Genomic DNA, 21,217 nt, shown 5'->3' on the forward strand with positions numbered 1-21,217 from the left:
CTGCACGCTCAAGTCCACTTGAGCGCAAGCTCCCGGAGGTCCCGATGGAGCAGCTGTACTCGATCACCGAGGCCGCCCGCGCCTTCGGGGTCTCGGTGCCGACACTGCGCTACTACGAGGAGTGCGGACTGATCCGGCCCACCGCACGGCGCGGCCGGGTCCGCCAGTACGACCGTGCGGCCCTGGAGCGGCTCGCCTACGCCCAGCTGTGGCACGACGACGGCATGATGCCCCTCGCCGACACCGCCGCCGTCATGACCAGCCGCGCCGCCCCGGAGCGCCACGCCCTCATCACCGCCCGGCATGACGCGGTGCGGGAGCGGATCGACCGGCTCTCCCGCGCCGCCGCCGTACTGCGGCACATGCTCCAGTGCCCGGCCGACGACCCGATGGACTGTCCCGTCACCGGCGCCTACATCCGCTCCCGCGTCGACGCGGCCCTCGCCGGTGCGGAGCCTCCGGAGCCGGCCTTTCCCGACGTACCGGAGGAGTCCTCGGACAGCTGACGGCCGTCCCGTACCCGGGTCCTCCGTACGGTGCTCTCCGCGCCGCCCGACCGAAGTCAGCCCGGTTCTCCCGAGCCCAGCCAGGCACGGCACAGCCACCACGCGTTCAGGGCGCCGAACGTGTCGAAGGGGTCGATGCCGGTGACGGCGGTGAAGCGCTGCACCCGGTTGCGCACCGTGTTGGGGTGGACGAACAGCCGCTCGGCCGCGGCGGTCACGTCCCGGCCGTCCTCCAGCCAGCCGCGGACGGCGAGTGCGACCGGCTCGGCCTGCGCCCCGAGCGCGGTCCACGCCGTACGGTGACGCTCCGTCAGCACGGCGGCCAAGTCGGCGCGTTCGGCCAGGGCGGCGAGTACGGCGACATCGGCGACGTGCACCACCCCGCTCCGCCGGGTCGCTTCGGCCGCGGTCAGGGTGGCGAGGGCCAGCCGCCGGGCGGTGCCCAGTTCCTCCGGTTCGGCCGGACCGGCCAGCCCCGCGACGGCCCCGGGCCGAACGGCGCGTGCCGTGGGCGCCCGGGCGAGCACCCCGATCAGGAGGCCGTCGAGATGCCCGGTGAGCGCGTGGGGCCGGCCGCGCGGCGCATGCTCCAGGGCGCCGCCGTCCGGCCGGGCGACCAGCACCCACAGGCCACCGGTGACGGGCAGCCCGGCCTCCGCGGCGGCCAGTGCGGCCACCGAACCGCCTTCGAGCAGGCGCCGCAGGATCGTCAGGTCCCGGTCCTCGGCTCCCGCGGCCCGGCCGGTGTCGGCGGCGCGATGGGCCTGGATCAGCCGGGCCCGAACCGCCTCGGCCCAGTCGTCGTAGAGTTCGCGCACATCGAGCAGCAGGCGCGCCTCGATCCCGGCGGCGGCCGCGGCTTCCCGGGCACGGGACCAGATCGCGCGCTCGGCGACATGGATGGCGCCGAGCACCGCCTCGATGGGCACGCCCTGCCGCGCGCGGGTGTGCCCGAGTTCCGCCACGAAGGACAGCTCCGTCTCGGTGGGGCCCCGCCGGGCCGCCAGCGCCCGGGTGGCCGCGGCCAGCAGGGCGCGGGTGTGCCCGGCGATGTCGGCGGGCGCGAGCCCCGCGACCTCCCGGACCGTCGTACGGACCCCTGAGACCACGCAGGACAGGAGGTCGTCCTCGCCGACGACCCGTTCCATCAGGTCGACCACGCTGTCCCAGTCCTCGTGCCGCATGCCCGGCATCTTCGCGCCGGTTGTGGCACGGCACAAGGGAGCGGCCGGATCGGGTGGAGGATGACATGTTCGGCGAGGTGAACGGCCCCTACGGTTGGGCCCAGCCACAACGCGGCGGGCGGCGGCGGTGCGCGTCGGCGTCGACCGCGTCCGCGAGGCGCCTCGGCGGCACTCGTGCCGGGCTCCGGCGGTATCCGCGCCGGGCTCGGGCCGATCCCGCGCCGGGTTTCGGCAGATCCCGCCCCGGGCCTTTGCGGCACCCACTCCGTCCCTCAGGAGATCCACCATGCCCCTACCCCGCCGCGTCGCCGTGATCGGCGCCGGTGCGGCCGGCCTCGCCGCCACCAAGGCCCTGCTCGACACGGGAGCGGAGGTCGTCACCCATGAACAGGGCGACCGGCCCGGCGGGTTGTGGGCGCGGGACAACGCGAGCGGACTGTCCCCGGCCTATCCCTCGCTGCACCTCAACACCAGCAAGGGGCGCACCGAGTTCGCCGACTTCCCCATGCCGCGGCACTGGCCGGACTACCCGTCGGCCGACCTCGTCGCCGGTTATCTCGCCGACTACAGCCGGGAGTTCGGCCTCACCGAGCACATCCGGTTCGGCACGGCGGTCGCCTCCGTCGAGCGCTCGGCGCAGGGCTGGGCCGTGACGACCGGATCCGGTGGGACGGACCGGTACGACGCGGTCGTGGTCGCCAACGGCCACAACTGGCACCCCCGTTGGCCCGAACCGGCGTACCCGGGAACCTTCGACGGAAGCCAGACGCACGCCCACGACTACCGGGGCCCCGAGGACTTCCGGGACCGGCGGGTGCTCGTCGTCGGCATGGGCAACTCCGCGATGGACATCGCCGTCGACGCCTCCTACGTCGCCCGCGGTCCGGTGCTGCTGTCGGCCCGCCGCGGTGTGCACATCGTCCCCAAGTACCTCTTCGGACGGCCCTCCGACGCGACCGGCGGCGCCCTCGCCGCCCTGCCCTGGCGGCTGCGTCAGCGCCTCGCGGAGACGATGCTGCGGCTGGCCGTCGGCACCCCGCAGCGCTACGGCCTGCCCGCACCGGCGGGCGGCCTGTTCCAGAACCACCCCACCGTCAGCGACACCATCCTGCACCGCCTCACCCATGGCGAGGTCGCCGCCCGACCCGGCATCGAACGGCTGGACGGGGACACCGTCGTCTTCACCGACGGCCGCTCGGAACCGGTCGACATCATCGTGTGGGCCACCGGCTACCGCGTCCACATCCCCTTCCTGAGCCCCCGCTGGGTGGGCGAGGACCCCGAGCAACTCCCGCTCTACCGGCGCGTCTTCCACCTGGAGGACCCGAGCCTCGCGTTCGTCGGACTCATGCAGTCCACGGGCGCGGCACTGCCCGTGGTGGAGGCCCAGGCGAAGCTGGCCGCCGCCTGCTTCTCCGGCGGCTACGCCCTGCCCTCGCCCGAGGAGCAACGGCGCAGCGTGGACCGGGCCTTGCGCGCCGCGACCGCCCGCTGGGGCGACCGTCGTCCGCACCTGCGCATCGACTTCGACCGGTATCTCGCCGACATACCAAGGGAGATCGCGGCCGGGCGCGCCCGACTGCGGCGCGGCGCCCGTCCGTTCACCGCCCCGGCCCGCGAAGGGAGCCCCGCGTGAAGACCGCATCCGCCCGGCGCGGAGGAGCGCGCGACGCCGACGGCCTCCGCGTCCTCGTCACCGGCGCCTCCGGCACCTTCGGCCGGGCCATCTGCGCCCGCCTCACCGAACTCGGCGCCCATGTCGTCGGGTTGGATCTCGCACCCTGCCCGGACGACCCGGTCGAGGTGCTCGCCTGCGACATCACCGACGACGACGGTACGGCGAGCGCCGTCGCCGCCGCGATCGACCGGCTCGGCGGCCTCGACCTCCTCGTCAACAACGCGGGGATCGGCGGACCCGCCCCGGCCGAGCTCCCGCCCGGGGACGAGGTGCGGCGCCAGCTCGACATCAATCTGCTCGGCGCCTGGCGGGTGACCGCCGCGAGTGTGGCCGCTCTGGTGGCGTCCCGCGGCCGGATCGTCATGGTCTCCTCACGGATGGCCGCCATGCAGCTGCCCCTCGCCGCCGCGTACGGCGCCTCCAAGCGCGCGCTGGTCGCCTACGCCGACGCGCTGCGCCTGGAACTCGGCACCCACGTGGGCGTGACCTGTGTCTACCCGTCGGCGGTGCGCAGCCCCATCCACGACTCCACCGCCGAGGCCGGGCTCTCCCTGGAGGGCATGAGCAGCTACGAGCCGCTGGCGGGCGTGGTCGACACCGTGCTCCGCGCCGCCCTGGGCCGCCGGGTGCGCCGCGACCTGGCCACCACCCGCCGCGGCGCCGTCGAGTTCTTCCTGGCCCGCCATCTGCCCGCCCTCACCGATCGGATCGTCGCCCGCACTCTCGCCGCCCGCGCCCGCTCCGGCGCCTTCGAGGGCGCCGAACTGGCCGCAGGTGTCGTCAGACGCCACCGCGAGACGCCATGACCGCGGTGACCACGGTGACCCGCGGGACGGGGGGAGCACGACACCGCGACCCGCCCCCGAACCGCCGACCTCACCTGTACGCGACCGGCTCGATCGGCATGGGCGTCCCCGCCGTCCTCGCCGGTACCACCCTGCTGCTGCCGAAGCTCGTGGACGTCCTCGTGCACCCCCTCCTCGGCGCCCTGACGGACCGTCGGGCACGCCGCACGGGGCACCGGCGCGGCCTGCTCCGGGTGGGGCTGTGGCTGACGGCGGCGTGGACCGCCCTGTTCTCCCGTCTCCAGGGGCCTGTCCCGAACTCCCGGCTGCTGCGTCGCCGGGAACCTGCGCACCACCGGCCAGCGCCACCAGTTGGGAGGCGGCGAGGATTCCGGCCAGCAGCAGGGCCATCCGAGCGTAGGCGCGGTGCCCGCCGGAGGCCACACGGCCGCCCTGATGGGCGCCTTCCTGGCTCCGGCGACCGTCACCGGACCCGGCTGGCTGCGCGTGTCCAGACGCATCGGCAAACAGAACGGACCGCTGCTCTCCCAGGCCGTCTTCGTCGCCGGCTCCTACGCGCCGGCTCCCACGCGCCGGCGGCCGCCGAGACGCGTGGCCGCGCCCGCGCGGGCACCTACACCGGGGTGTGGGACCGCCACCGAGGCCGCCGGGACCGCGCTCGGCGCCTATGCCCACGCCACGGTGCTCGCCCTCGGCGGTTTCGTGTCCACCACCGAGGGCCGCTCCGTGCGGCAGCCCCATGCCGCGCACCTGGGACTGCCGCTGGGCGGCACGACGGTCCCGGCCGTGCTCATGGCGGTGGCGATGGCATGCCAACGACGATGCCGCCTCGACCGCCGCTGACCGCGCCCCGACCCGGATCCGGCGCCGGTATCCGCTCCAGCACCCCGCCCGCGAACACGTCGTACAGCGGCAGCGTCTCCAGATGGACATAGCCGATGTGGCAGTCGCAGACCGCGAGCGGACAGGCCCGGGGCCGCAGCGCCCGCCGGTACGAGCCGTCGTAGAGGTTTCCCAGCTCCGCGCGGACGAAGTGGCAGCGGCGCACCGTGCCCTCCCCGTCGACCGATATGACCGACTCCCCGGTACGGCAGGGCAGGCCCGCGCTGCGGTGCGGATGGCGGCTGTACGGGAAGAGCGGGTCCAGCGCGGTCCACTCGTCGGCCTCGGCGTCGGTGTAGGTGTGCCCCTCGGCGGCGTTGACCCACAGATAGACCCGCTCGGGCAGTTCGGCGCGCAGCCGCCGGGCGTGCTCCAGATGCTCGGGCAGGCCGACCACGCCGACGCTGTGCCGGACCCCGCGGGCCGCCAGGTCATGGCACTTGGCGAGGAAACGCTCGTACGGTGTCTGCCCCGGGTGGTACGTGCACCACAGGGCGAGCGTGTCCGGGTCGGCGGCCGTGAGCCAGTCGGTGCGGCAGCTGAGGTTGGTCTGGATCGCCACCCTGCGGATGTGCGGCAACCGGCTCAGCTCCACCAGCGTTCGCCGGTACCAGGACCGCACCAGGCCCTCGCCCCACGGGGTGAACAGCAGCGAGAGCCGGTCGCCCCGCTGCGCGGCCGCCCAGTCGGCGAACCGTTCCAACGCGGCACGGTCGGCGGTCAGTTGGGCGCGGCTGTCGCGCCGCTTGGCGAACGGGCAGTACGGGCAGTCGTAGTCGCACGACGCCAGCGGGCCCCGGTAGAGAATCGTCAGATCCATGCGTGTGCCGTCACTTCACCTCGTAGGCGGCCATCCGCGCCCGCACGGCGGCGGAGAACAGCTCGGGGCCCACCGCGTCCGAATGCGCCAGCCCCTCCGGGCTCAGCCGCAGCAGCCCGGGGCCCGCCGAGTCGTCCAGCCAGCCACGCCCGGCGAACCGGTCCAGTTCGGCCGCGAAGTCGTCGCCCGGCGCGCTGCCGAACCGGTCCCGGTACCCGGCCACCGGCATGCCCTCGGCCTGGAGCAGCGACTGGAGCAGATGACGGCGGCGCGCCTCGTCCCCGGTCATCTCCCAGCCGAAGTCCGCGTGCCGGAAGTCGTCGGCGGAGCGGGCGGTGTACGTGTCGATGATCCCGCGTATGCGGTGCATGTCCACCGCGTAGTCGAACGAGTGGTGCAGCCGGGAGGTGTACGACCGCGCGCCGCAGCCGAGTCCGACCATGCCGTCCGTCTGGCACGCGTAGTCGCCCGCACCGGTGTCCGGGGCGTCCGCGCGGCGGAACATGCGCATCGACACCTGCTCGTAGCCGTGCGCGAGCAGATGGTCCCGGCCGTGCCGGTACAGCCGCAGCCGCTGCTCGTCCCACTCGGCGTCGGCGCTCACCACCCGCTCGGCGTCGGCGGACATCGCCCGCTCGCGCTGCCGGCCGAGACCGGTGCGCGGGCGCACATAGAGGGGATACAGATACAGCTCCTCCGGCCGCCAGGCGAGGGCCGCGTCCAGGGAACGGGTGAAGGACTCCTCGGTCTGGCCGTCGATGCCGTAGATCAGATCGATGTTGAGGACGGGGATCCCCGCCTCGCGGACCCGGGCGAGTGCCGCCTCCACGTCCGCCCGCCGCTGCGGTCGTACGGCGGTGCGCGCCTCGGCGTCCACGAAGCTCTGCACGCCCAGGCTCAGCCGGGTGGTGCCCCGCTCGGCCAGCACCGCCAGCCGGTCGGCGGTCGCGGTGGCGGGCGAGGCCTCCACCGACAGCGGGATCGCGGCCAGATCGGCGCCCAGTCCGCGCTCGGCCAGATCGCACAGCCGCGCCAGCTCGGCCGCCTCCAGGAACGTCGGAGTGCCGCCGCCGAAGGCCGCGTTCGCGAACCGCGCCCCCTCGCCCAGCGCCTCGCGCACCGCCGACGCCTGCCGCTCCAGCGCGTCCAGATAGGCGCCGGTCAGGCCGTCCGGCGCGCCGATCCGGGTGAAGAGGTTGCAGAAACCGCAGCGCACCTCGCAGAACGGGATGTGGAAGTAGAGCGACAGGGTGCCCTTCGGCTCGTCCGCCCACAGCTCGCGCAACGACGCCCGCGCACGGGGCAGCGGGCGGTAGGCGGTCTTGTGCGGATAGGCGTATACGTACTGCTGGTACGGGCGGACGGCGGCGGCCGTCTCGGTGGCGCTGGTCATCGGGCCTCGTCGACGAAGAAGTGGGCATAGGGGACGGTCCAGACGACGTCATGGCCGATGCGATGGCCCGTGTAGCCGTCCTCGCCGTACGCGGTGCCGTGGTCGGAGCAGACGATCGCGAGGCACGGGCGGCGCGCGGAGGCGGCGGCCAGGAGCCGGCCCATGTGCCGGTCCACGTACTCCAGGGCCGCCGCGTGGGACTCCCGGGTGTCGCCCGCCTCCTTGGTGGCGCCGGGCAGATGAAACCAGTTGGGCTGGTGCAGCGCCGACACGTTCACGAACAGGAACAGCGGCTGGTCCGCGGGGAGACCGGCGACGACCTTCTCGGCGCACGCCACCTGGGCCTCGAACGAGGTGGGGGAGGCCACCCCGAACTCCGGCTCCCAGTGGCTCTCCTGGAACATCCCCGGCAGCACCGAGCCCAGCGGGCCCTGCTTGTTGAAGAAGCCCACCCCGCCGACGCACACCGTGCGATAGCCCACGGCGGCCAGACCGGAGACCAGGTCGGGCGTGTCGTAGACGAAGGTGCCCGGCGCGGTGCTCTCACTGCCCGCGAAACGGGCGGCGAACAGCCGCGGATGCGGACCCGGAGCGGCGGGCGTCGGCAGGAATCCCGCGAACATCGCCTGATGGGAGGCGTAGGTGAAACTGCCGGGCGCGTGCCTGCGCTCCCATGTGCCGCCCGGCAGATGCCGGGCGAGATTCGGGATGCGCCCGGCCGCCGCCAGCTCCTGCGCGACGTCGTGGCGCAGGGTGTCGAGCGTGACCAGCAGCAGATCGTGGCTGCCCACGATCTCGGTCATGTCAAGCGGGGATGTCATGGTGGTGCTCCTCGTGTTCCGGCCGCCGGACGACCTGCTGTAGGGGTCGTGCGACGGGTTCCGGAGGTTGTACGACGTGCTCGGGCCGCCATCCGGCCTGTTCCGCCGGTTGTACGGCGGCCCGGGCCGCGGCGACCTGCGCGGCGTAGGTGTCCAGGTGCTCGGCGCCGCTGCCGGGGAGGCCGGTCAGCCGGGGGAGCAGATCCCCGAAGGCGTTCACCTCGCCGACGGTGAAGCGGCGCCATCCGGTGCTCGGCAGGATGTCCACGCCGACGCACAGCGTGCCCGGGAAGCACCCGGCCGCCCGCTCGGCCACCTCCAGGACCTCGGCGAAGTCGCCGCCCGCGGCCCGGATCGCCGCGCGGACCGCGTCCAGATCGCCCCGGGCGCCGCCGAGATGCAGATTGGTCATGGGGTGCCGACTGGTCCGTACGACGGCATGCGTGGCGCGGCCCGCGATCACGACCACCCGTAGGTCGGCCGCCCGGCCGTCCCGCATGGCCTTCGGCAGCCACCGCTCCACATGGACGCCGTCCGGGACCAGCGCGTCGACCAGGGCGGCGACCTCCCGCTCCGAGGTGTAGTCCCGCACCCGCAGCGAGTTGTACAGCCGGCCGTCCTCGGTCCGCTCCACGGACGTCGTCGCCTTCACCCGCCCCGGGCCCGCCACCGAAAGCGCCACCACACCGGAGGCCGACGAGCCATGGGCCGCCTTCACGAACGCCCGCGAGAAACGGGCCTCCCCGAGCCGCCGCCGAAGCCCGTCCCAGCCGTCGAACGGGCCGGTCAGCGCGGGCGGCACCGGGACACCGGCGGCGGCGAGCCGGGCATGGCAGCGCCGCTTGTCGAACATCACGGCGACCTCCTCCGGGTCCGCGCTCGGCACCGCTCCCGCCTGCTGTGCCGCCCGCGTCAACTCCCTTACCACGGAGGTGAAACGGCGGTACCACAGCGCCGTGCCCTCGACCCGGGTCGGCTCGTCGACGTCCCGCAGGAGCCGGTCGACCTCGGCGTTCTCACCGGGGGAGTCGATCCGCACCCACTCGCCCGGCGCGAAGTCGTACCGGCCGCGCAGCACGTCACCCCAGGCGAGCACGCGCGGTGCCGGATGCCCAGCGGCGCGTACGGCGTCGGCGAACATGGTGGTCCGCCGGTTCTCGGGGTTGCCGACGACGGCGAACCGGAGGCCCCCGCCGGGCGCCGGGCTACTCGGAGACGGCGACATAGCGCCACTCCTCGTCCTGCCACCGGTGCGGCTCCTGACGTCCCGACAGGTCCACCTCGGTCCCGGCGGAGCCGACGGCCGCCTCGATCCGCTCGGCCATGGCGTCGCCGAGGAAGTGGTGGTGCAGGTCGAGCCGCTTGAGATGGGTGAGCGGCTGGCCGCGCAGCAGGGCCTCGCCACCGGCGTCGGTGAGGATGCCCATCGACAGATTCAGCGACTCCAGCTGGGCCACGACCGGCGCGGCGGCGATCGCGGCCGCGATCTCGTCCTGCACCTCGCTGTCCTGGAGGCCGAGATGGCGCAGCGCCGGGAAACGGCCCCCGGCGAGGATCGGCGCGAGATCGGCCACCGTCGCGTCGCCGCCGTACGTCTGCACGCCGAGCCACAGCTCCAGCCGCTCCAGGGCGGGCAGTTCACAGGCGCCGACCGCCCGCACCACCTGTCCGGGCAGGCCGCCCGACTCGAACCGCAGCACCCGCAGCGCCTCATGTCGTACGGGCCGCAGCGACAGGGGCTCCTCGCCGAGCCCCTGCGAGTCGCCGCCGCGCACGCCCAGCTCCTCCAGCAGCGGGAAGGTCTCCAGGACCGGGGTGACATCGGTGAGCTGGAGCCAGGAGATCTCGCACTCCTCGCCGGTGACATCGGCGAGGAACAGGGCGCGCAGCGCGGGGAAGCGCCCGGCGTCGGCGAGGATCAGCTCCAGTGCCGGACGCAGTTCGCTGTACTCGTCCTCCCACCAGGGCCCGATGACCAGCGCCCGGACCTCCGCGCTCGGCACCCGGTCCGTGAAGCTCTGCCACACCTCGGGGAAGGGGATGTCCCCGGCCTCGAAGCAGTCCAGCCGCCAGGCCACGCCGCCCGCGGCCGGAAGCGCGTCCTCACCCGGCTCGGGCAGCGTGAAGACAGGCAGTCCGTGAAAGGTCTCGAAGTGCTCGGCGAAGGTCATGCCGGCCTCACTCCGCGACCGCGGTGTAGCGGTGCACGACGCCCTCGTGCTCCCAGGTGTCGCCGGGCTCGGACAGGTCGAGCTCGACACCGGACGGCTCCAGCGCGGCCCGGACCCGCTCGGCCACCGGCTCGGTGACGTAGTTGTGGTGCAGGTCGAGCTTGGTCAGATGGGTGAGCGGCTGGCCGTCCAGCAGCGCGATCACGCCCTCGTCGGTGAGCACGCCCATGGACAGGTCGAGCGAGGTCAGCTGGGCGACGACCGGGGCGCCGGCCACGGCGGTGGCGATCTCGTCCTGGATCTCGCTGTTGCGCAGGCCGAGATGGCGCAGCGCCGGGAAGCCGCCCCCGGAGAGGAACGGGGCGAGGTCGGCCACCGTCGCGTCGCCGCCGTACTCCGACACACCGAGCCACATGTCGAGGTGCGCCAGCGCGGGGAGTTCGCTGCCTGCGACACCGCGCACGACCTCGCCGGGCAGACCGCCGGTCTCGAACCGGAGGGTGCGCAGGTGCTCATGGCGCACCGCGGGGAAGCGCAGCCCGGAGCCGCCGCGGATGCCGAGCTCCGCCAGCCGCGGATAGGCGGCGAGGACCGGGGTGACGTCGGACTGCTCGATCCAGGAGATCTCCGCCTCCTCCATCTCCAGGTCACCGATGAACACGGCCCGCAGACCGGTCAGCCGCTCCCGGTCCCGCACCAGGCGGTTCACGACGAGTTCGGAGCTGTTGTCGTACGCCTCGCCCCACGGGCCCACGATGATCGCGCGTATTCCGGCGGGATCCACGGTCTCCAGGAAGCGGTCCCACAGTTCCTCGAAGGCGATGTCCGAGTCGCCGTACGGATCGACGGCCACCCGCCACGCCACGGCACCGGCCTGCGGCAGCTCCCCCTTCGGCTCGGGTTCGAACTCGAAGGCCGGGAGGCCGTGCAGTTCCTTCAGATGCTCGACGTTCGACATGACGCGCTGGCCTCCTGGACCGTGATCGTGCGGTGGTTGCAAGAGTTCTACCAACCCGCACTGACAACGCGGATGACGGGCTGTGGGAAAGCCGCTCGCGGGGCCGTTGTCAGACCCTCCGCGTAGCGTCGTGGTCATCGGTCGGCGAGGTGCCGACGGGGAAGGGAGACACCTGTGTACCGGCAAGGAGACGTCCTGATCGTGCCCGTCGCGAAAGAGGCCGTGCCGCCCGGCACCGACCGGCTGCCGCGCCAGCCGAGGGACGCCCGGGGCAGGCTGGTGCTGGCCCTCGGCGAGGTCACCGGCCACGCGCACGCCGTGGTCGGCCCGGGCACCCTGGTCCGCGAGACCGGGCCCTTCGGCACCGCCTATCTCCATCTCCCGGACGGCGGACGGGTGGTGCACGAGGAACACGCCGCGATACCGCTGCCCAAGGGCTGGTACCGCGTGGTGCGCCAGCGCGAGTACGTACCCGGCGCGGTCCGCGTCGTGGCCGACTGAGAGGGCGGGACGCGACGGTGACGGCGGTCGGCGGGGAAACGGGGACGGAGACAGTGACGGCGGTCGGTGAGGAAGACGGGGGACCGATGGTGTCGGTCGGCAGGCGAGTCGCGGGATCGACGGCGGCGGTCGGCGGGAACACCGGGGGATCAATGGCGGCGGTTGTCGGGGGAGTCGAGGGTTCGATGAGTGCGGTCGGCGGGGGAGTCGGGGGATCGATGGATGTGGTCGGCGGGGATGCCGGGAGGCCGATGAGTGCGGTGGGCGGGGGAGTCGAGGCAGCGATGACGGCGGGGAGCGGCGCGGTGACGACGGCGGAGATGGCCCACACCTGGCGGGCGGTGGCCTCGGCGACCGGTCCCGCGGACCGCGCGGCCGCCGAGGAGGGCGTGCGCCTGGCCTACCGGCTGGCGGGACTGCCCGAGCCCGGGACCGTCGTCTGGGCGGACTCGCCCCGCGAGGGCGCGGCCCTGGTCGCCCGGCTCGCGGCGGAGGGCACGGCCGGGCGAAGCGTCCGTGACGCGGTACGCACCCGGCCGTGGGCGACCGCCCGACGGCAGCTGCTCGACCGGCTGGGCTCGGACGGCTGGGCCGAGCACTGGGCCCTGACCGGGGCTCAGCTGTGGGACGGCCTGGTGATGCTGACCGAGCGGATACGGACCGGACTGATCGAGGAACTGGCCGTCACCGCGGCCGCTTCGAGGGGTGCGATCGGTACCCCGGTCGATGAGGGGGCGGCGAAGGAAGCGGCGGCGGCGGAGCAGGCCGTCCGCCTGACGCTCCTCGACGCCGTCCTGGGCCAGCACGACGCCGCGTGGCTGGCGGCGTTCGACGGTCAGGAGGGCGGGGAGGCCCTGGCCGGGATCGCCGCGGTGGCCCGCGCCGCGGGCTGGTGGTGGCCGTACGAGAAGACGGCGGTCGTCTGCGAGCGTCCCGTGGCACTGCACCTGGACGAGGCGGGCCGGCTCGACCGCGGCGACGGCCCCGCGCTCGCCTTTCCCGACGGCTTCGCCCTGTACGCCTGGCGCGGCATGCCGGTCCCGGCCGAATTCCTCGACGGACTCGCCGAGTTGACGCCCCGGCGCATACGCGAGGAGGAGAACGCCGAACTGCGCCGTGTGATGCTGGAGCACTACGGCTACGACCGCTACCTGAAGGAGTCCGATGCCGCACCGGTCCAGCGGGACGAGACGGGCGTGCTCTGGCGCCTCGAACTGGAGGGTGACGAACCACAGGTGATGGTCGAGGTCGTCAACTCCACCCCGGAACCCGACGGCACCCACCGCACCTACTGGCTCCGCGTCCCGCCCCGCACCCGCACGGCACGGGAGGGTGTCGCCTGGACCTTCGGCCTGGAGGAGGCGGAGTACGCGCCGATGCGCCAGACCTGAGCCGGCCGCACCACGCCGGGCCTCGACGTGGGCCTCGGTGCGGGCGACAGCAGGCCGGTCGTCGTCGGTCCGGGGCCGGGCCGGGGACGACCGACCGGCCGCAGCCCGCTCAGGCGCCGGTGTGGAGCGTATGTCCCCATGCCTCGACCGTCGTGACCTCGCCCCGCTGGGTGAGGACGTCGCTGACGAGAGTGTCGTGCACCGAGGGCTTGGGGTCGGCGCAGGCGTCGGACAGAACGGTGACCCGGTAGTCGAGGTCGGCGGCCTGGAGCGCGGTGGACAGGACGATCCCACTGGTGGCTATGCCCGCCAGGACGAGATGGTCGATGCCCTGGGCGCCCAGGATCTGCTGGAGATTGTTTCCGGTGAACGCGCTGACCCGGTTCTTGTACACGACGATCTCCCCGTCCACGGGGGCGACATCCGGGTGGATGGCCGTACCGGGGTCGTCCGCCGTGAACAGGTGCGGCGGCAGGCCACCAAAGGTCTTGTTGAAGGGGTGGGCGTCGACATGCCCGGTACGCAGCTGGAGCGCCACATGGATGACCGGGACACCGGCGGCGCGGGCGGTACGCAGGGCTGCCACGGCACGGGGGAGGTAGTCCTCGGCCACCTGGGGGACATGGCAGTTCTGGAGGTCCATGAGCAGTAAAGCGGTGCGGGGCATGGTGGTGCCTTTCGTACGGTCGTGCGGTCTTACGGTGGTGCGTCTTCGGCCTTCGGGGGGGGATTCCGGGGCTACTTCGCCGCCTGGGTGCCCGGGGCCGGGGCCCGGCCGAGGGAGCGGTCGAAGACGCTCAGCAGCAGGTAGAGCGCGCCTGCGGCGAGCATGATCCAGACTAGGTGGTGCATACCGCCGGTGTCGATGTGCTTCCCGAAGGAGGCGGCGGCCGCGGAGGAGGCGATCATCGAGCCGATGTAGGCGAAGGTGCGCAGCAGCCCGGCCGAGGACGCGATTCGCTCGGGATCGGCCTGGAAGTAGACGGAGTTCTGGAGGGCCAGATTGTTCAGCCCCTGCGGGATGCCGAAGACCAGCGTGACGAGGAACAGCGTCCACAGCGGGCTGCTCCCGCCGAGCGTGAGCATCAGCAGACAGGCGACGATCTGCCCCGCCGCGCCGACCAGCAGCTTCCCGCGTACGCCCGGCCGCCGTCCGGAGACGATCGAGACACCGATCGCCACCAGGAACGTGGGGATCTGCACCAGCCCGGCGCGGAAGGGGGACAGTCCGTAGCCCTCTTCGGTCCACTGGCTGAAGCCGTAGAGGAAGGCGTAGGCGACGACGTACGCGACGAGCGCGCGCAGATATGTGGCCAGGAGCGGCGTGTTGCCGCCGAACACCCGCAGGTCGATGAAGGGGGCGGTGGCGCGCAGCTCCCGCACCGCGAACCCGGCGCCCAGCGCGGCGGCGATCACCAGCAGATACCAGTCCCGCGGATGCGGGTTCATCAGGAACAGCAGCAGCGAGGTGAGCGTCGCGGCGAACAGGACCATGCCGGGCAGGTCGAGTTGGGAGACCAGAGGCCCGCGTCGCTCGGCCGGATCGTCCGTCACGGGCGCCGACCTGGGCAGCCAGAGCAGGCCCAGCACCACGGAGGCGACGGACAGCGGCACGTTCAGGGCGAAGGTGGCCCGCCAGCCGCCCACCGCGATCAGCAGCCCGCCGAGCAGCGGGCCGATGACCGCGATGGTCTGGTTGGCGACCGCCAGCGCGGTCAGTACCCCGCCGGGACTGTCCCGCCCGGTGCGCTTGGCCTCGCTGCGCACCAGGGCCATCGCGGCGGGATAGCCGGAGCAGGTACCGAACCCGAGCAGGACACGGGCGACGATCAGCACCGCCATGTTCGGGGCCAGGGTGCCGACGACACCGGCGATCCCGACGAGGCCGGTGCTCGCGAGGAAGAGCCTGCGCGGCCCGAAGAGGTCGATGAGCCGTCCCACGACCGGCTGCCCCAGCGAGGTGGCCAGATAGAGGGCGGACACCAGCCACGCGGTCTGCGAGGCCGGCGCGCCCAGGGCCTTGCCGATGGGGACGAGCGCGACGGAGATGATGGTGGAGTTGATCGGGTTCAGGACCGAGCCCAGCATCATCGGCGGCAGCAGCCGCCGGTCGAATCCGGGCTGGTCCGTCTTCCGTATCGCCCCCGGCTCCGTGTCAGTCATGGGTCAGCCGTTCCAGTACGGCCATGGCGGCGATCACATTGCGGCGTTCCTCTTCCGTGCACCGCTCCTGCAACCGGCCGGCGAGCCACTCCGTGCGGGCCTGCCGCCCCTTCTCCACCCGGCGCCGGCCCGCCGCGGTCAGCTCGATCAGCAGCCGCCGCCCGTCGTCCGGGTCGGGGGCGCGTTCCACCAGCCCCAGCGCGAGGAGCGCGGCGACCATCGCTGTCATCGACTGGTGCCGCACCCCCTCGGCCGTGGCCAGCTCGCTCGCCGTGACACCGCCCTTGTCGGCCAGCCGGGCCAGCACGGACGCCTGCCCCAAGGTGATGTCCTCGGTCTCGGAGGCCTTCAGGATGCGCCGCCGCAATCGGCTGATCACCGCGCGGACCTCACGCGACGCCTCGACCGCCGACGGCGACAGACTCGGATTCTCACTCATACCCCGCACCTTAAGCTGTACAGCCTCACCTGTACAGTTTCCCCTGTACGGCTGTCGTGTCACGGGAATGCCCGCCGTCCGGTCGGCGAGCTGTTTCGGCCGGGAGACGTCTATGCCTTCCTGGCCAGTCCCGCCGCGATGAGCTGTTCCCAGACGGTGGGTGTCCGGATCTCCTCCGAGGGGTCGGGCCGCCATCGGACGGCGGGCACGATGCCCGGGGGCTGGAGGGTCAAGGTGCCGAAGAGGGCGTGGAGTTCGGCGTCCGTGCGCCAGCGGCCGCGGCCGAAGGTGTCGATGAGCTTGGCCTGGGCGGCCTCGGTCTCCTCGTGGTGACCGGAGCGGAAGTGGGAGATGAAGACATGGCTGCCGGGCGCGATCAGTTCGGCCCAGTAGCGGACGATCCCGGCCGGGTCCTCGTCGTCGTTGAGGTGGTGCAGGACGGCGCTGAGGATGATGCCGACCGGCTGCCCGAGGTCGATCAGCCGCTCGACCTCCGGATGGTGGCGAAGGGCGCCGGGGTCGCGGACATCGCCCTTGACGAGGGCCGTGGACCCGTTCTCCGCCAGCAGCGCCCGGCCGTGCGTGAGGACGGTCGGGTCCGTGTCGACGTAGACGACGGCCGCCCCGGGCCGATGGCGCTGGGCGACCTGGTGCACAGGCTCGGCGGTCGGCAGCCCGCTCCCCAGGTCGATGAACTGCCGGATGCCGCCGCGCGCGAGGGTGCGGACCGCGCGGATCAGCGCCCCTCGATTGGTGTGGGCGATGGCGACCGACCCCGGCAGGTTCACCTTGAAGTGGTCGCCGATCTCCCGGTCGACCGGGTGGTTGTCCCTACCGCCGAGCAGATAGTCGTACACCCGGGCAATGCTCGGCGTCTGCTCACCCTCGTCCGCCACCATGGTCAACTCCCCTTCCTCGGACCGTCGTCGGCGTCATCGTAGGTATCCGCCGAGCCGGATGTACGCGCCTTCGCCCCGGTGTGCCCGGCGGTGGGCGGACCTGCGTGGAGACGGGCTCCCGCGTCGATCACCCCCGTCCGAGGGCAGGGGGCGTCCGCCGTATCGTTGCCTCGCATGTGGCCAGGAGAGCAGCCACCGGGGGGCGGACAGAAGCCGCAGCAGCCCCCGGTCGAACATCAGCCGAACCCGTATCAGCAGGCCGGGTACCACCAGCCGAACCCCTACCAGCAGCCCCCACCCTGGAACGCGCCGACCCGACCGGCCGGCCCGCCCGTGCCCCCGCCGACGGGCGGCGGTGGCGGCCGGGACCGTACCAAGCTCGTCGCGGTCATCGCCGCCGCGGCGGTCGTCGTCGCCGCGGGCGTCACCGGCTTCGTACTGCTCGGCGGAAACAAGCACGACCAGGTGGACCCGGGCCCCACCCCGGCCCCGACCGGGGCGTCGCAGCAGAGCACCGACAACCCGCGCGGCCCCGACGGCCGTACCGCCACGGTCAAGGGCTGGAAGGTCGTCACCAACCCGGCCCAGGGCATCGCCTTCGACGTGCCGCCGCAGTGGAAGCTGCAGACCCCCGACTGGGTCACCTACGTGTCCAAGAACGAGGACCCCGACGACAAGCCGCTCATCGGCGTGCAGGCCCCCGCGTCCCTCCAGCCCAAGTGGTGCTCCGCGGACACCGACAAGAACGGCACGGTGGACGACACCGCCCTGGCCACCGCGGGCAGCAGGCGCAACAACGGGGCCCGCAGCACCGAGCAGATAGCCGGGGCCGACCCGAGGACCTGGGTCTTCGGCGCCTACACCCAGCCCGACGAGACCAAGGTGAAGTCCGGCACCGTCGAACCCTTCACCACCACCTCCGGCCTCAAGGGAGACCTGGGCAGCGCCTGGTCCGCGGGGGTGAAGAAGTCCCAGAAGTGCGTGACGGACGGCAAGGCGTGGACCTTCGCCTTCAAGAACGCCCAGGGTGACCTGGTCTCCTGGTCCTTCTTCGGCGCCAAGGGCGTCTCCGGCGAGGTGACGGACGAGACGGTACGGAAGATCGCCGCCACGGTGCGCCTGTACAAGCCCCCGTCCGACTCCTGACGCCCCGCACCGACCGCCCCGGAGCGGCCGTTCGGCGAAGCCGGACGGCTCCGGGGTGGTAGCCCCCCTGACCCGACCGGGGGACAGCCCCCGGTCGGTCCGGTGGCTGGCAGGCTGTCTCGGGCGGACGGCCGTCGGGAGACTCGACGCATGACGATTTCCACCGACGCGTCCGTGGTCGCCGGACCACCTGCCGCCCCTTCCCGCACCTCTCCGTCCCGGGTCGGCAGCGACTTCGCCGTACTCTCCCAGCGCATCGCCGAGGCGGGTCTGCTGAAGCGGCGTCCCGGCTACTACACGGTGCGGCTCGGCCTGGTGATCGCGCTGCTGGCGGCGGGCTGGGGAGCCTTCGCCGCGCTCGGCGACACCTGGTGGCAACTCGCGGTCGCCGCCTTCCTGTCCCTGGCCTTCGGCCAAGTCGCCCTGGTGGCGCATGACTTGGCTCACCGGCAAGTGTTCCGGCGGCGCCGGCCGAGCGAGACATGGGGCCGGCTCTTCGGCAACCTCGCCATCGGCATGAGCTACGGCTGGTGGATGAACAAGCACACCCGCCACCACGCCAACCCGAACCACGAGGAACTCGACCCCGATGTCGCCCCGGACATCCTGGTGTGGTCCACCGGCCAGGCCCGCGACAGCAAGGGCGTGGCCCGCCTCATCGGTGGCCACCAGGCGTTCCTGTTCTTCCCGCTGCTGACCCTGGAGGGCTTCAATCTGCATGTCGCGAGCGTCCGCGCGCTGCGCTCGCCGTCGATGAAGAACCGGCTCCTTGAGGGCTCCCTGCTCTTCCTCCACATAGCGGCCTACCTGTCCGCGCTGTTCCTGGTGCTCTCCCCGGGGAAGGCGGTGGCGTTCCTCGCCGTGCACCAGTGCCTGTTCGGCGTCTATCTGGGGTGCACCTTCGCGCCGAACCACAAGGGCATGCCGACCCTCAGCGGTGACGAACGGCCCGACTTCCTGCGCCGCCAGGTGCTCACCTCCCGCAATGTGCGCGGCGGCCCGCTCACCGATGTGATGCTCGGCGGGCTCAACTACCAGATCGAGCACCACCTGTTCCCGAGCATGCCCACGCCCCATCTGCGCCGGGCCCGGACCATCGTGCGGGCGTACTGCGCGGAGATAGGCGTGTCGTACCACGAGACCGGACTGACCCGGTCCTACCGCGAGGCGCTCACCCATATGCACCGGGTGGGGGAACCGATCAGGCGGGCGCGCAAGCTCGCGTCCTGACCCAGGGTCCCCGGGAGAGTCAGCCCGGCATCTCCTCGATGAGGTAGGTCGGCGGCCCGCCCGGTGCCGCCCTCGGCCCGTGCCCCGGCACTCAGTCGCGCCGAGCGGTGTGCCACCTCCGGGTCCCCGGCCAGGTCCAGCTCCACCAGCCGGTCGGCGTTCATGAACTGCTCGGCGGCCTGCGGTACGGCGATCATCGGGACCCCCGCCAGCAGGCCCTCGCCGCAGCCGCCCATACCGGCGTGGGTGAGGAAGGCGTCCGCCCGGTCGAGGATCGCCCGCTGCGGGACCCACGAGTGGACCTCGACATCGGGCGGGACGGCGCCGAGTTCACGAGGATCCGTGTACTTACCGATCTGGAGGACGACATGCCAGCCGGGCAGATTGCCGTAGGCCGTAAGGCACCGGCGGTAGAACTCCGGTTGCCGGGTGAACGCCGAGCCCAGGGAGACCAGCAGCACCTTCTCGGCACCGGCCGGTCGGGTCCACTCCTCCCTGGCGTCCGTCGTCCGGTCGAAGCAGGGTCCGACATAGGTCACGGTGCTGGTGTCGACGCGATCGGAGTGCGGCTGCATCGCGCGGGGGATGAGCGCCAAGGCACGTGCGGGGCGGCCGGTGAAGGAGTCCACATCGGTCGAGGACGCCCCGCACCCGGCGAGCCACTCGGTGAACCTCGCCCAGTAGGCATCGGCGCCCGGCAACTGCCGGATGTGCGCGCCGATTTCCTCGGCGTAGCCCTCCCAGGCCACGAACGTCGGGGACAGCTGAAGCACCGGTCGGCCCTGAGCCTCGGCGAGGGCGCGCCCGGCGTAGGCGCGCCTGGACGGCGTCGGAGAGGAAGAGGTCCATCGTGGCGACGGGGTCCTCGGGCCAGATGTTGTCGGCGAACGGCAGTCCGGACGGGCAGGGGACGAATTCGGCGCCGGCGCCCGTGATCAGGTCGGCGACCGCCGGGTCGTTGGCGTACGTCACCCGGTGGCCGCGCGCCACCAGCTCACGGATGACGGCGAGGCTGGGCAGGACATGGCTGACCATCGGGGTGCCGACCATGGCGATATGGGCAGGGTGGCGCGACGCGGAAGACGAAGACAGGGAGGAAGAGGAGGACAAGGGGACTCACTCGTCTCGGGTCTACGGCGAAAGGGGTACGGCAGGCCGGCGCGCCGCCGGAACTCGGTCGTCGTGGCGGACGCGTTGAGGCATGCGGAGGGGAACCGGGGCGGGGCCCCGACCCGTTCAGCCGTAGATCTGAGTGAACTGCATGCCCGTGACCCCCGCCGTGCCCGGGCGTCGCGGCACCGGAATCATGTCGTGGCGCGACGCACCCGGGTCCTTCTCCGGCTCCTCACGCGTGAGGGGCGGCCATCTCGAGTTCGGCGATGCTCCCCGCCATGATGATGCGGATGTGCTCGGTGATGTGCTCCACGGGCCAGTCCCACCAGGCCACCGCGAGCAGCCGGGCGATGTCCTCGGCGCTGTAGCGGGTGCGGATCAGGCGCGCCGGGTTGCCGCCGACGATGCCGTAGTCGGGCACATCCGCGGTGACCACGGCGCCGGTCGCGATGATCGCGCCGTGGCCGATCCGCACGCCGGGCATCACCGTCGCGCCGTGCCCGAACCAGACGTCGTTGCCGACGACGGTGTCCCCTCGGTTCGGCAGGCCGGTGAGCAGGTCGAAGTGCGCGGACCAGGAGCCGCCCATGGTGGGGAAGGGGAAGGTCGAGGGACCGTCCATGCGGTGGTTGGCGCCGTTCATGATGAACCGGACACCGGTGCCGAGCGCGCAGAACCTGCCGATGACCAGCTTCTCCGGCCCGTAGTGGTAGAGCACGTTGCGCGTCTCGAAGGCGGTCGCGTCGTCCGGGTCGTCGTAGTACGAGTACTCCCCGACCTCGATCAGCGGGGACTTCACCAGGGGCTTCAGCAGGACGACGCGCGGCTGCTCCGGCATCGGATGCAGGACGGTCGGATCGGCCGGTACAGGCACGGCGGGGCTCCTCGGTGGACTCGGCTGCGACGGGACGTTCCATGATCGCAGCGCGGGTCCGCCCCGGACATCGATTTACGAAGCCCCGCGGTCCGATCATCCTCCCACCGCCGTGGTGCAGTGAAATGGACCGCACGGTCAAGTGGTTGACGCTGCCCGGTCGAGCTGTTGTACGGTCCACTCGTTCCGCCGCTGGTGAGGGACGTGCCGTGCCCGGTGTCGCCCGACCCGCCGCACCACCG

General features: G+C 72.7%; 20 protein-coding genes and 2 pseudogenes. 9 read left to right on the forward strand and 13 right to left on the reverse strand.

The window, feature by feature from the left end; translation table 11 throughout:
• Positions 1 to 44 precede the first annotated feature (44 nt).
• Complete coding sequence (locus tag ACLF5H_RS07550) at positions 45 to 506, forward strand: MerR family transcriptional regulator (RefSeq protein WP_421675285.1); 462 nt, start codon at positions 45 to 47, stop codon at positions 504 to 506.
• 56 nt (positions 507 to 562) lie between these two features.
• Here the strand turns inward: ACLF5H_RS07550 and ACLF5H_RS07555 are convergent, their stop codons facing one another.
• Complete coding sequence (locus tag ACLF5H_RS07555; RefSeq protein ID WP_421675286.1) at positions 563 to 1,690, reverse strand: helix-turn-helix domain-containing protein; 1,128 nt, start codon at positions 1,688 to 1,690, stop codon at positions 563 to 565.
• A gap of 286 nt (positions 1,691 to 1,976) precedes the next feature.
• Here ACLF5H_RS07555 and ACLF5H_RS07560 point away from each other — a divergent pair, with 286 nt between their 5' ends.
• The 4 genes and pseudogenes from ACLF5H_RS07560 to ACLF5H_RS07575 all read left to right on the forward strand — a co-directional run bounded on the left by ACLF5H_RS07560 (position 1,977) and on the right by ACLF5H_RS07575 (position 5,017).
• Entirely contained in the window at positions 1,977 to 3,326 is a 1,350-nt protein-coding gene (locus ACLF5H_RS07560; protein ID WP_421675287.1) for a flavin-containing monooxygenase, read from the forward strand.
• Positions 3,323 to 4,174 (forward strand): SDR family NAD(P)-dependent oxidoreductase, encoded by an 852-nt coding sequence (locus ACLF5H_RS07565; RefSeq protein WP_421675288.1) that lies wholly within the window; start codon positions 3,323 to 3,325, stop codon positions 4,172 to 4,174. Before ACLF5H_RS07560 ends, ACLF5H_RS07565 begins: the two co-directional genes overlap by 4 nt.
• Before the next feature lie 98 nt (positions 4,175 to 4,272).
• A pseudogene (locus ACLF5H_RS07570) lies at positions 4,273 to 4,446 on the forward strand (MFS transporter); the annotation flags it as partial.
• Between the two features lie 133 nt (positions 4,447 to 4,579).
• Positions 4,580 to 5,017: a hypothetical protein gene (locus ACLF5H_RS07575; RefSeq protein ID WP_421675289.1), complete on the forward strand. Its 438-nt coding sequence runs from the start codon at positions 4,580 to 4,582 to the stop codon at positions 5,015 to 5,017.
• On the opposite strand, the gene ACLF5H_RS07580 is transcribed toward ACLF5H_RS07575, so the two are convergent.
• From ACLF5H_RS07580 to ACLF5H_RS07605, 6 genes are read right to left on the reverse strand one after another with little or no spacing between them, the layout of a single operon-like run.
• The gene (locus ACLF5H_RS07580) at positions 4,965 to 5,876 is read right to left on the reverse strand and encodes an STM4011 family radical SAM protein (RefSeq protein WP_421675290.1); all 912 of its coding nucleotides are present in this window, start codon (positions 5,874 to 5,876) and stop codon (positions 4,965 to 4,967) included. The two genes, ACLF5H_RS07575 and ACLF5H_RS07580, sit on opposite strands and share 53 nt — an antisense overlap.
• 10 nt (positions 5,877 to 5,886) lie before the next feature.
• Entirely contained in the window at positions 5,887 to 7,269 is a 1,383-nt protein-coding gene (locus ACLF5H_RS07585; protein ID WP_421675291.1) for an STM4012 family radical SAM protein, read from the reverse strand.
• Positions 7,266 to 8,072: an STM4013/SEN3800 family hydrolase gene (locus tag ACLF5H_RS07590; protein WP_421675316.1), complete on the reverse strand. Its 807-nt coding sequence runs from the start codon at positions 8,070 to 8,072 to the stop codon at positions 7,266 to 7,268. Before ACLF5H_RS07590 ends, ACLF5H_RS07585 begins: the two co-directional genes overlap by 4 nt.
• A gap of 1 nt (position 8,073) precedes the next feature.
• Positions 8,074 to 9,315, reverse strand: coding sequence for an STM4014 family protein (locus ACLF5H_RS07595; RefSeq protein WP_421675292.1), 1,242 nt, complete (start codon positions 9,313 to 9,315; stop codon positions 8,074 to 8,076).
• On the reverse strand, positions 9,296 to 10,261 hold the full coding sequence (locus ACLF5H_RS07600) for an STM4015 family protein (RefSeq protein WP_421675293.1): 966 nt from the start codon (positions 10,259 to 10,261) through the stop codon (positions 9,296 to 9,298). Before ACLF5H_RS07600 ends, ACLF5H_RS07595 begins: the two co-directional genes overlap by 20 nt.
• 7 nt (positions 10,262 to 10,268) lie before the next feature.
• Complete coding sequence (locus ACLF5H_RS07605; RefSeq protein WP_421675294.1) at positions 10,269 to 11,219, reverse strand: STM4015 family protein; 951 nt, start codon at positions 11,217 to 11,219, stop codon at positions 10,269 to 10,271.
• A 174-nt stretch (positions 11,220 to 11,393) separates the two neighbouring features.
• Here ACLF5H_RS07605 and ACLF5H_RS07610 point away from each other — a divergent pair, with 174 nt between their 5' ends.
• Positions 11,394 to 11,720, forward strand: a complete 327-nt coding sequence (locus ACLF5H_RS07610) for a hypothetical protein (protein ID WP_421675295.1) — start codon at positions 11,394 to 11,396, stop codon at positions 11,718 to 11,720.
• A gap of 284 nt (positions 11,721 to 12,004) precedes the next feature.
• On the forward strand, positions 12,005 to 13,111 hold the full coding sequence (locus tag ACLF5H_RS07615) for a DUF6745 domain-containing protein (RefSeq protein WP_421675296.1): 1,107 nt from the start codon (positions 12,005 to 12,007) through the stop codon (positions 13,109 to 13,111).
• 109 nt (positions 13,112 to 13,220) lie between these two features.
• On the opposite strand, the gene ACLF5H_RS07620 is transcribed toward ACLF5H_RS07615, so the two are convergent.
• The 4 genes from ACLF5H_RS07620 to ACLF5H_RS07635 form a co-directional block, all read right to left on the reverse strand.
• Positions 13,221 to 13,778, reverse strand: a complete 558-nt coding sequence (locus tag ACLF5H_RS07620; protein ID WP_421675297.1) for a cysteine hydrolase family protein — start codon at positions 13,776 to 13,778, stop codon at positions 13,221 to 13,223.
• 71 nt (positions 13,779 to 13,849) lie between these two features.
• A complete protein-coding gene (locus ACLF5H_RS07625) occupies positions 13,850 to 15,274 on the reverse strand; it encodes an MFS transporter (RefSeq protein ID WP_421675298.1) in 1,425 nt (474 codons plus the stop codon).
• Positions 15,267 to 15,713 carry a MarR family winged helix-turn-helix transcriptional regulator gene (locus tag ACLF5H_RS07630; protein WP_421675299.1) on the reverse strand — a complete coding sequence of 149 codons (447 nt, stop codon included), beginning with the start codon at positions 15,711 to 15,713 and terminating at the stop codon, positions 15,267 to 15,269. The genes ACLF5H_RS07625 and ACLF5H_RS07630 overlap by 8 nt, the downstream gene beginning before the upstream one ends.
• Positions 15,714 to 15,823: 110 nt before the next feature.
• Positions 15,824 to 16,612 carry an SAM-dependent methyltransferase gene (locus tag ACLF5H_RS07635; RefSeq protein ID WP_421675300.1) on the reverse strand — a complete coding sequence of 263 codons (789 nt, stop codon included), beginning with the start codon at positions 16,610 to 16,612 and terminating at the stop codon, positions 15,824 to 15,826.
• 174 nt (positions 16,613 to 16,786) lie between these two features.
• On the opposite strand from ACLF5H_RS07635, the gene ACLF5H_RS07640 reads away from it, so the two are divergent.
• Together ACLF5H_RS07640 and ACLF5H_RS07645 are read left to right on the forward strand one after the other, a co-directional pair.
• Complete coding sequence (locus ACLF5H_RS07640) at positions 16,787 to 17,758, forward strand: hypothetical protein (RefSeq protein ID WP_421675301.1); 972 nt, start codon at positions 16,787 to 16,789, stop codon at positions 17,756 to 17,758.
• Positions 17,759 to 17,908: 150 nt separating this feature from the next.
• Positions 17,909 to 18,988 (forward strand): fatty acid desaturase family protein, encoded by a 1,080-nt coding sequence (locus tag ACLF5H_RS07645; RefSeq protein ID WP_421675302.1) that lies wholly within the window; start codon positions 17,909 to 17,911, stop codon positions 18,986 to 18,988.
• Here the strand turns inward: ACLF5H_RS07645 and ACLF5H_RS07650 are convergent.
• Both ACLF5H_RS07650 and ACLF5H_RS07655 read right to left on the reverse strand, forming a co-directional pair.
• Positions 18,916 to 20,038: pseudogene (locus tag ACLF5H_RS07650) on the reverse strand (nucleotide disphospho-sugar-binding domain-containing protein). The gene ACLF5H_RS07645 and the pseudogene ACLF5H_RS07650 overlap by 73 nt on opposite strands.
• A gap of 295 nt (positions 20,039 to 20,333) precedes the next feature.
• Entirely contained in the window at positions 20,334 to 20,939 is a 606-nt protein-coding gene (locus ACLF5H_RS07655; protein ID WP_421675317.1) for a CatB-related O-acetyltransferase, read from the reverse strand.
• Positions 20,940 to 21,217: the final 278 nt, after the last annotated feature.

The organism is Streptomyces sp. LaBMicrA B280, assembly GCF_049222185.1.
GTDB classification, from domain to species: domain Bacteria; phylum Actinomycetota; class Actinomycetes; order Streptomycetales; family Streptomycetaceae; genus Streptomyces; species Streptomyces murinus.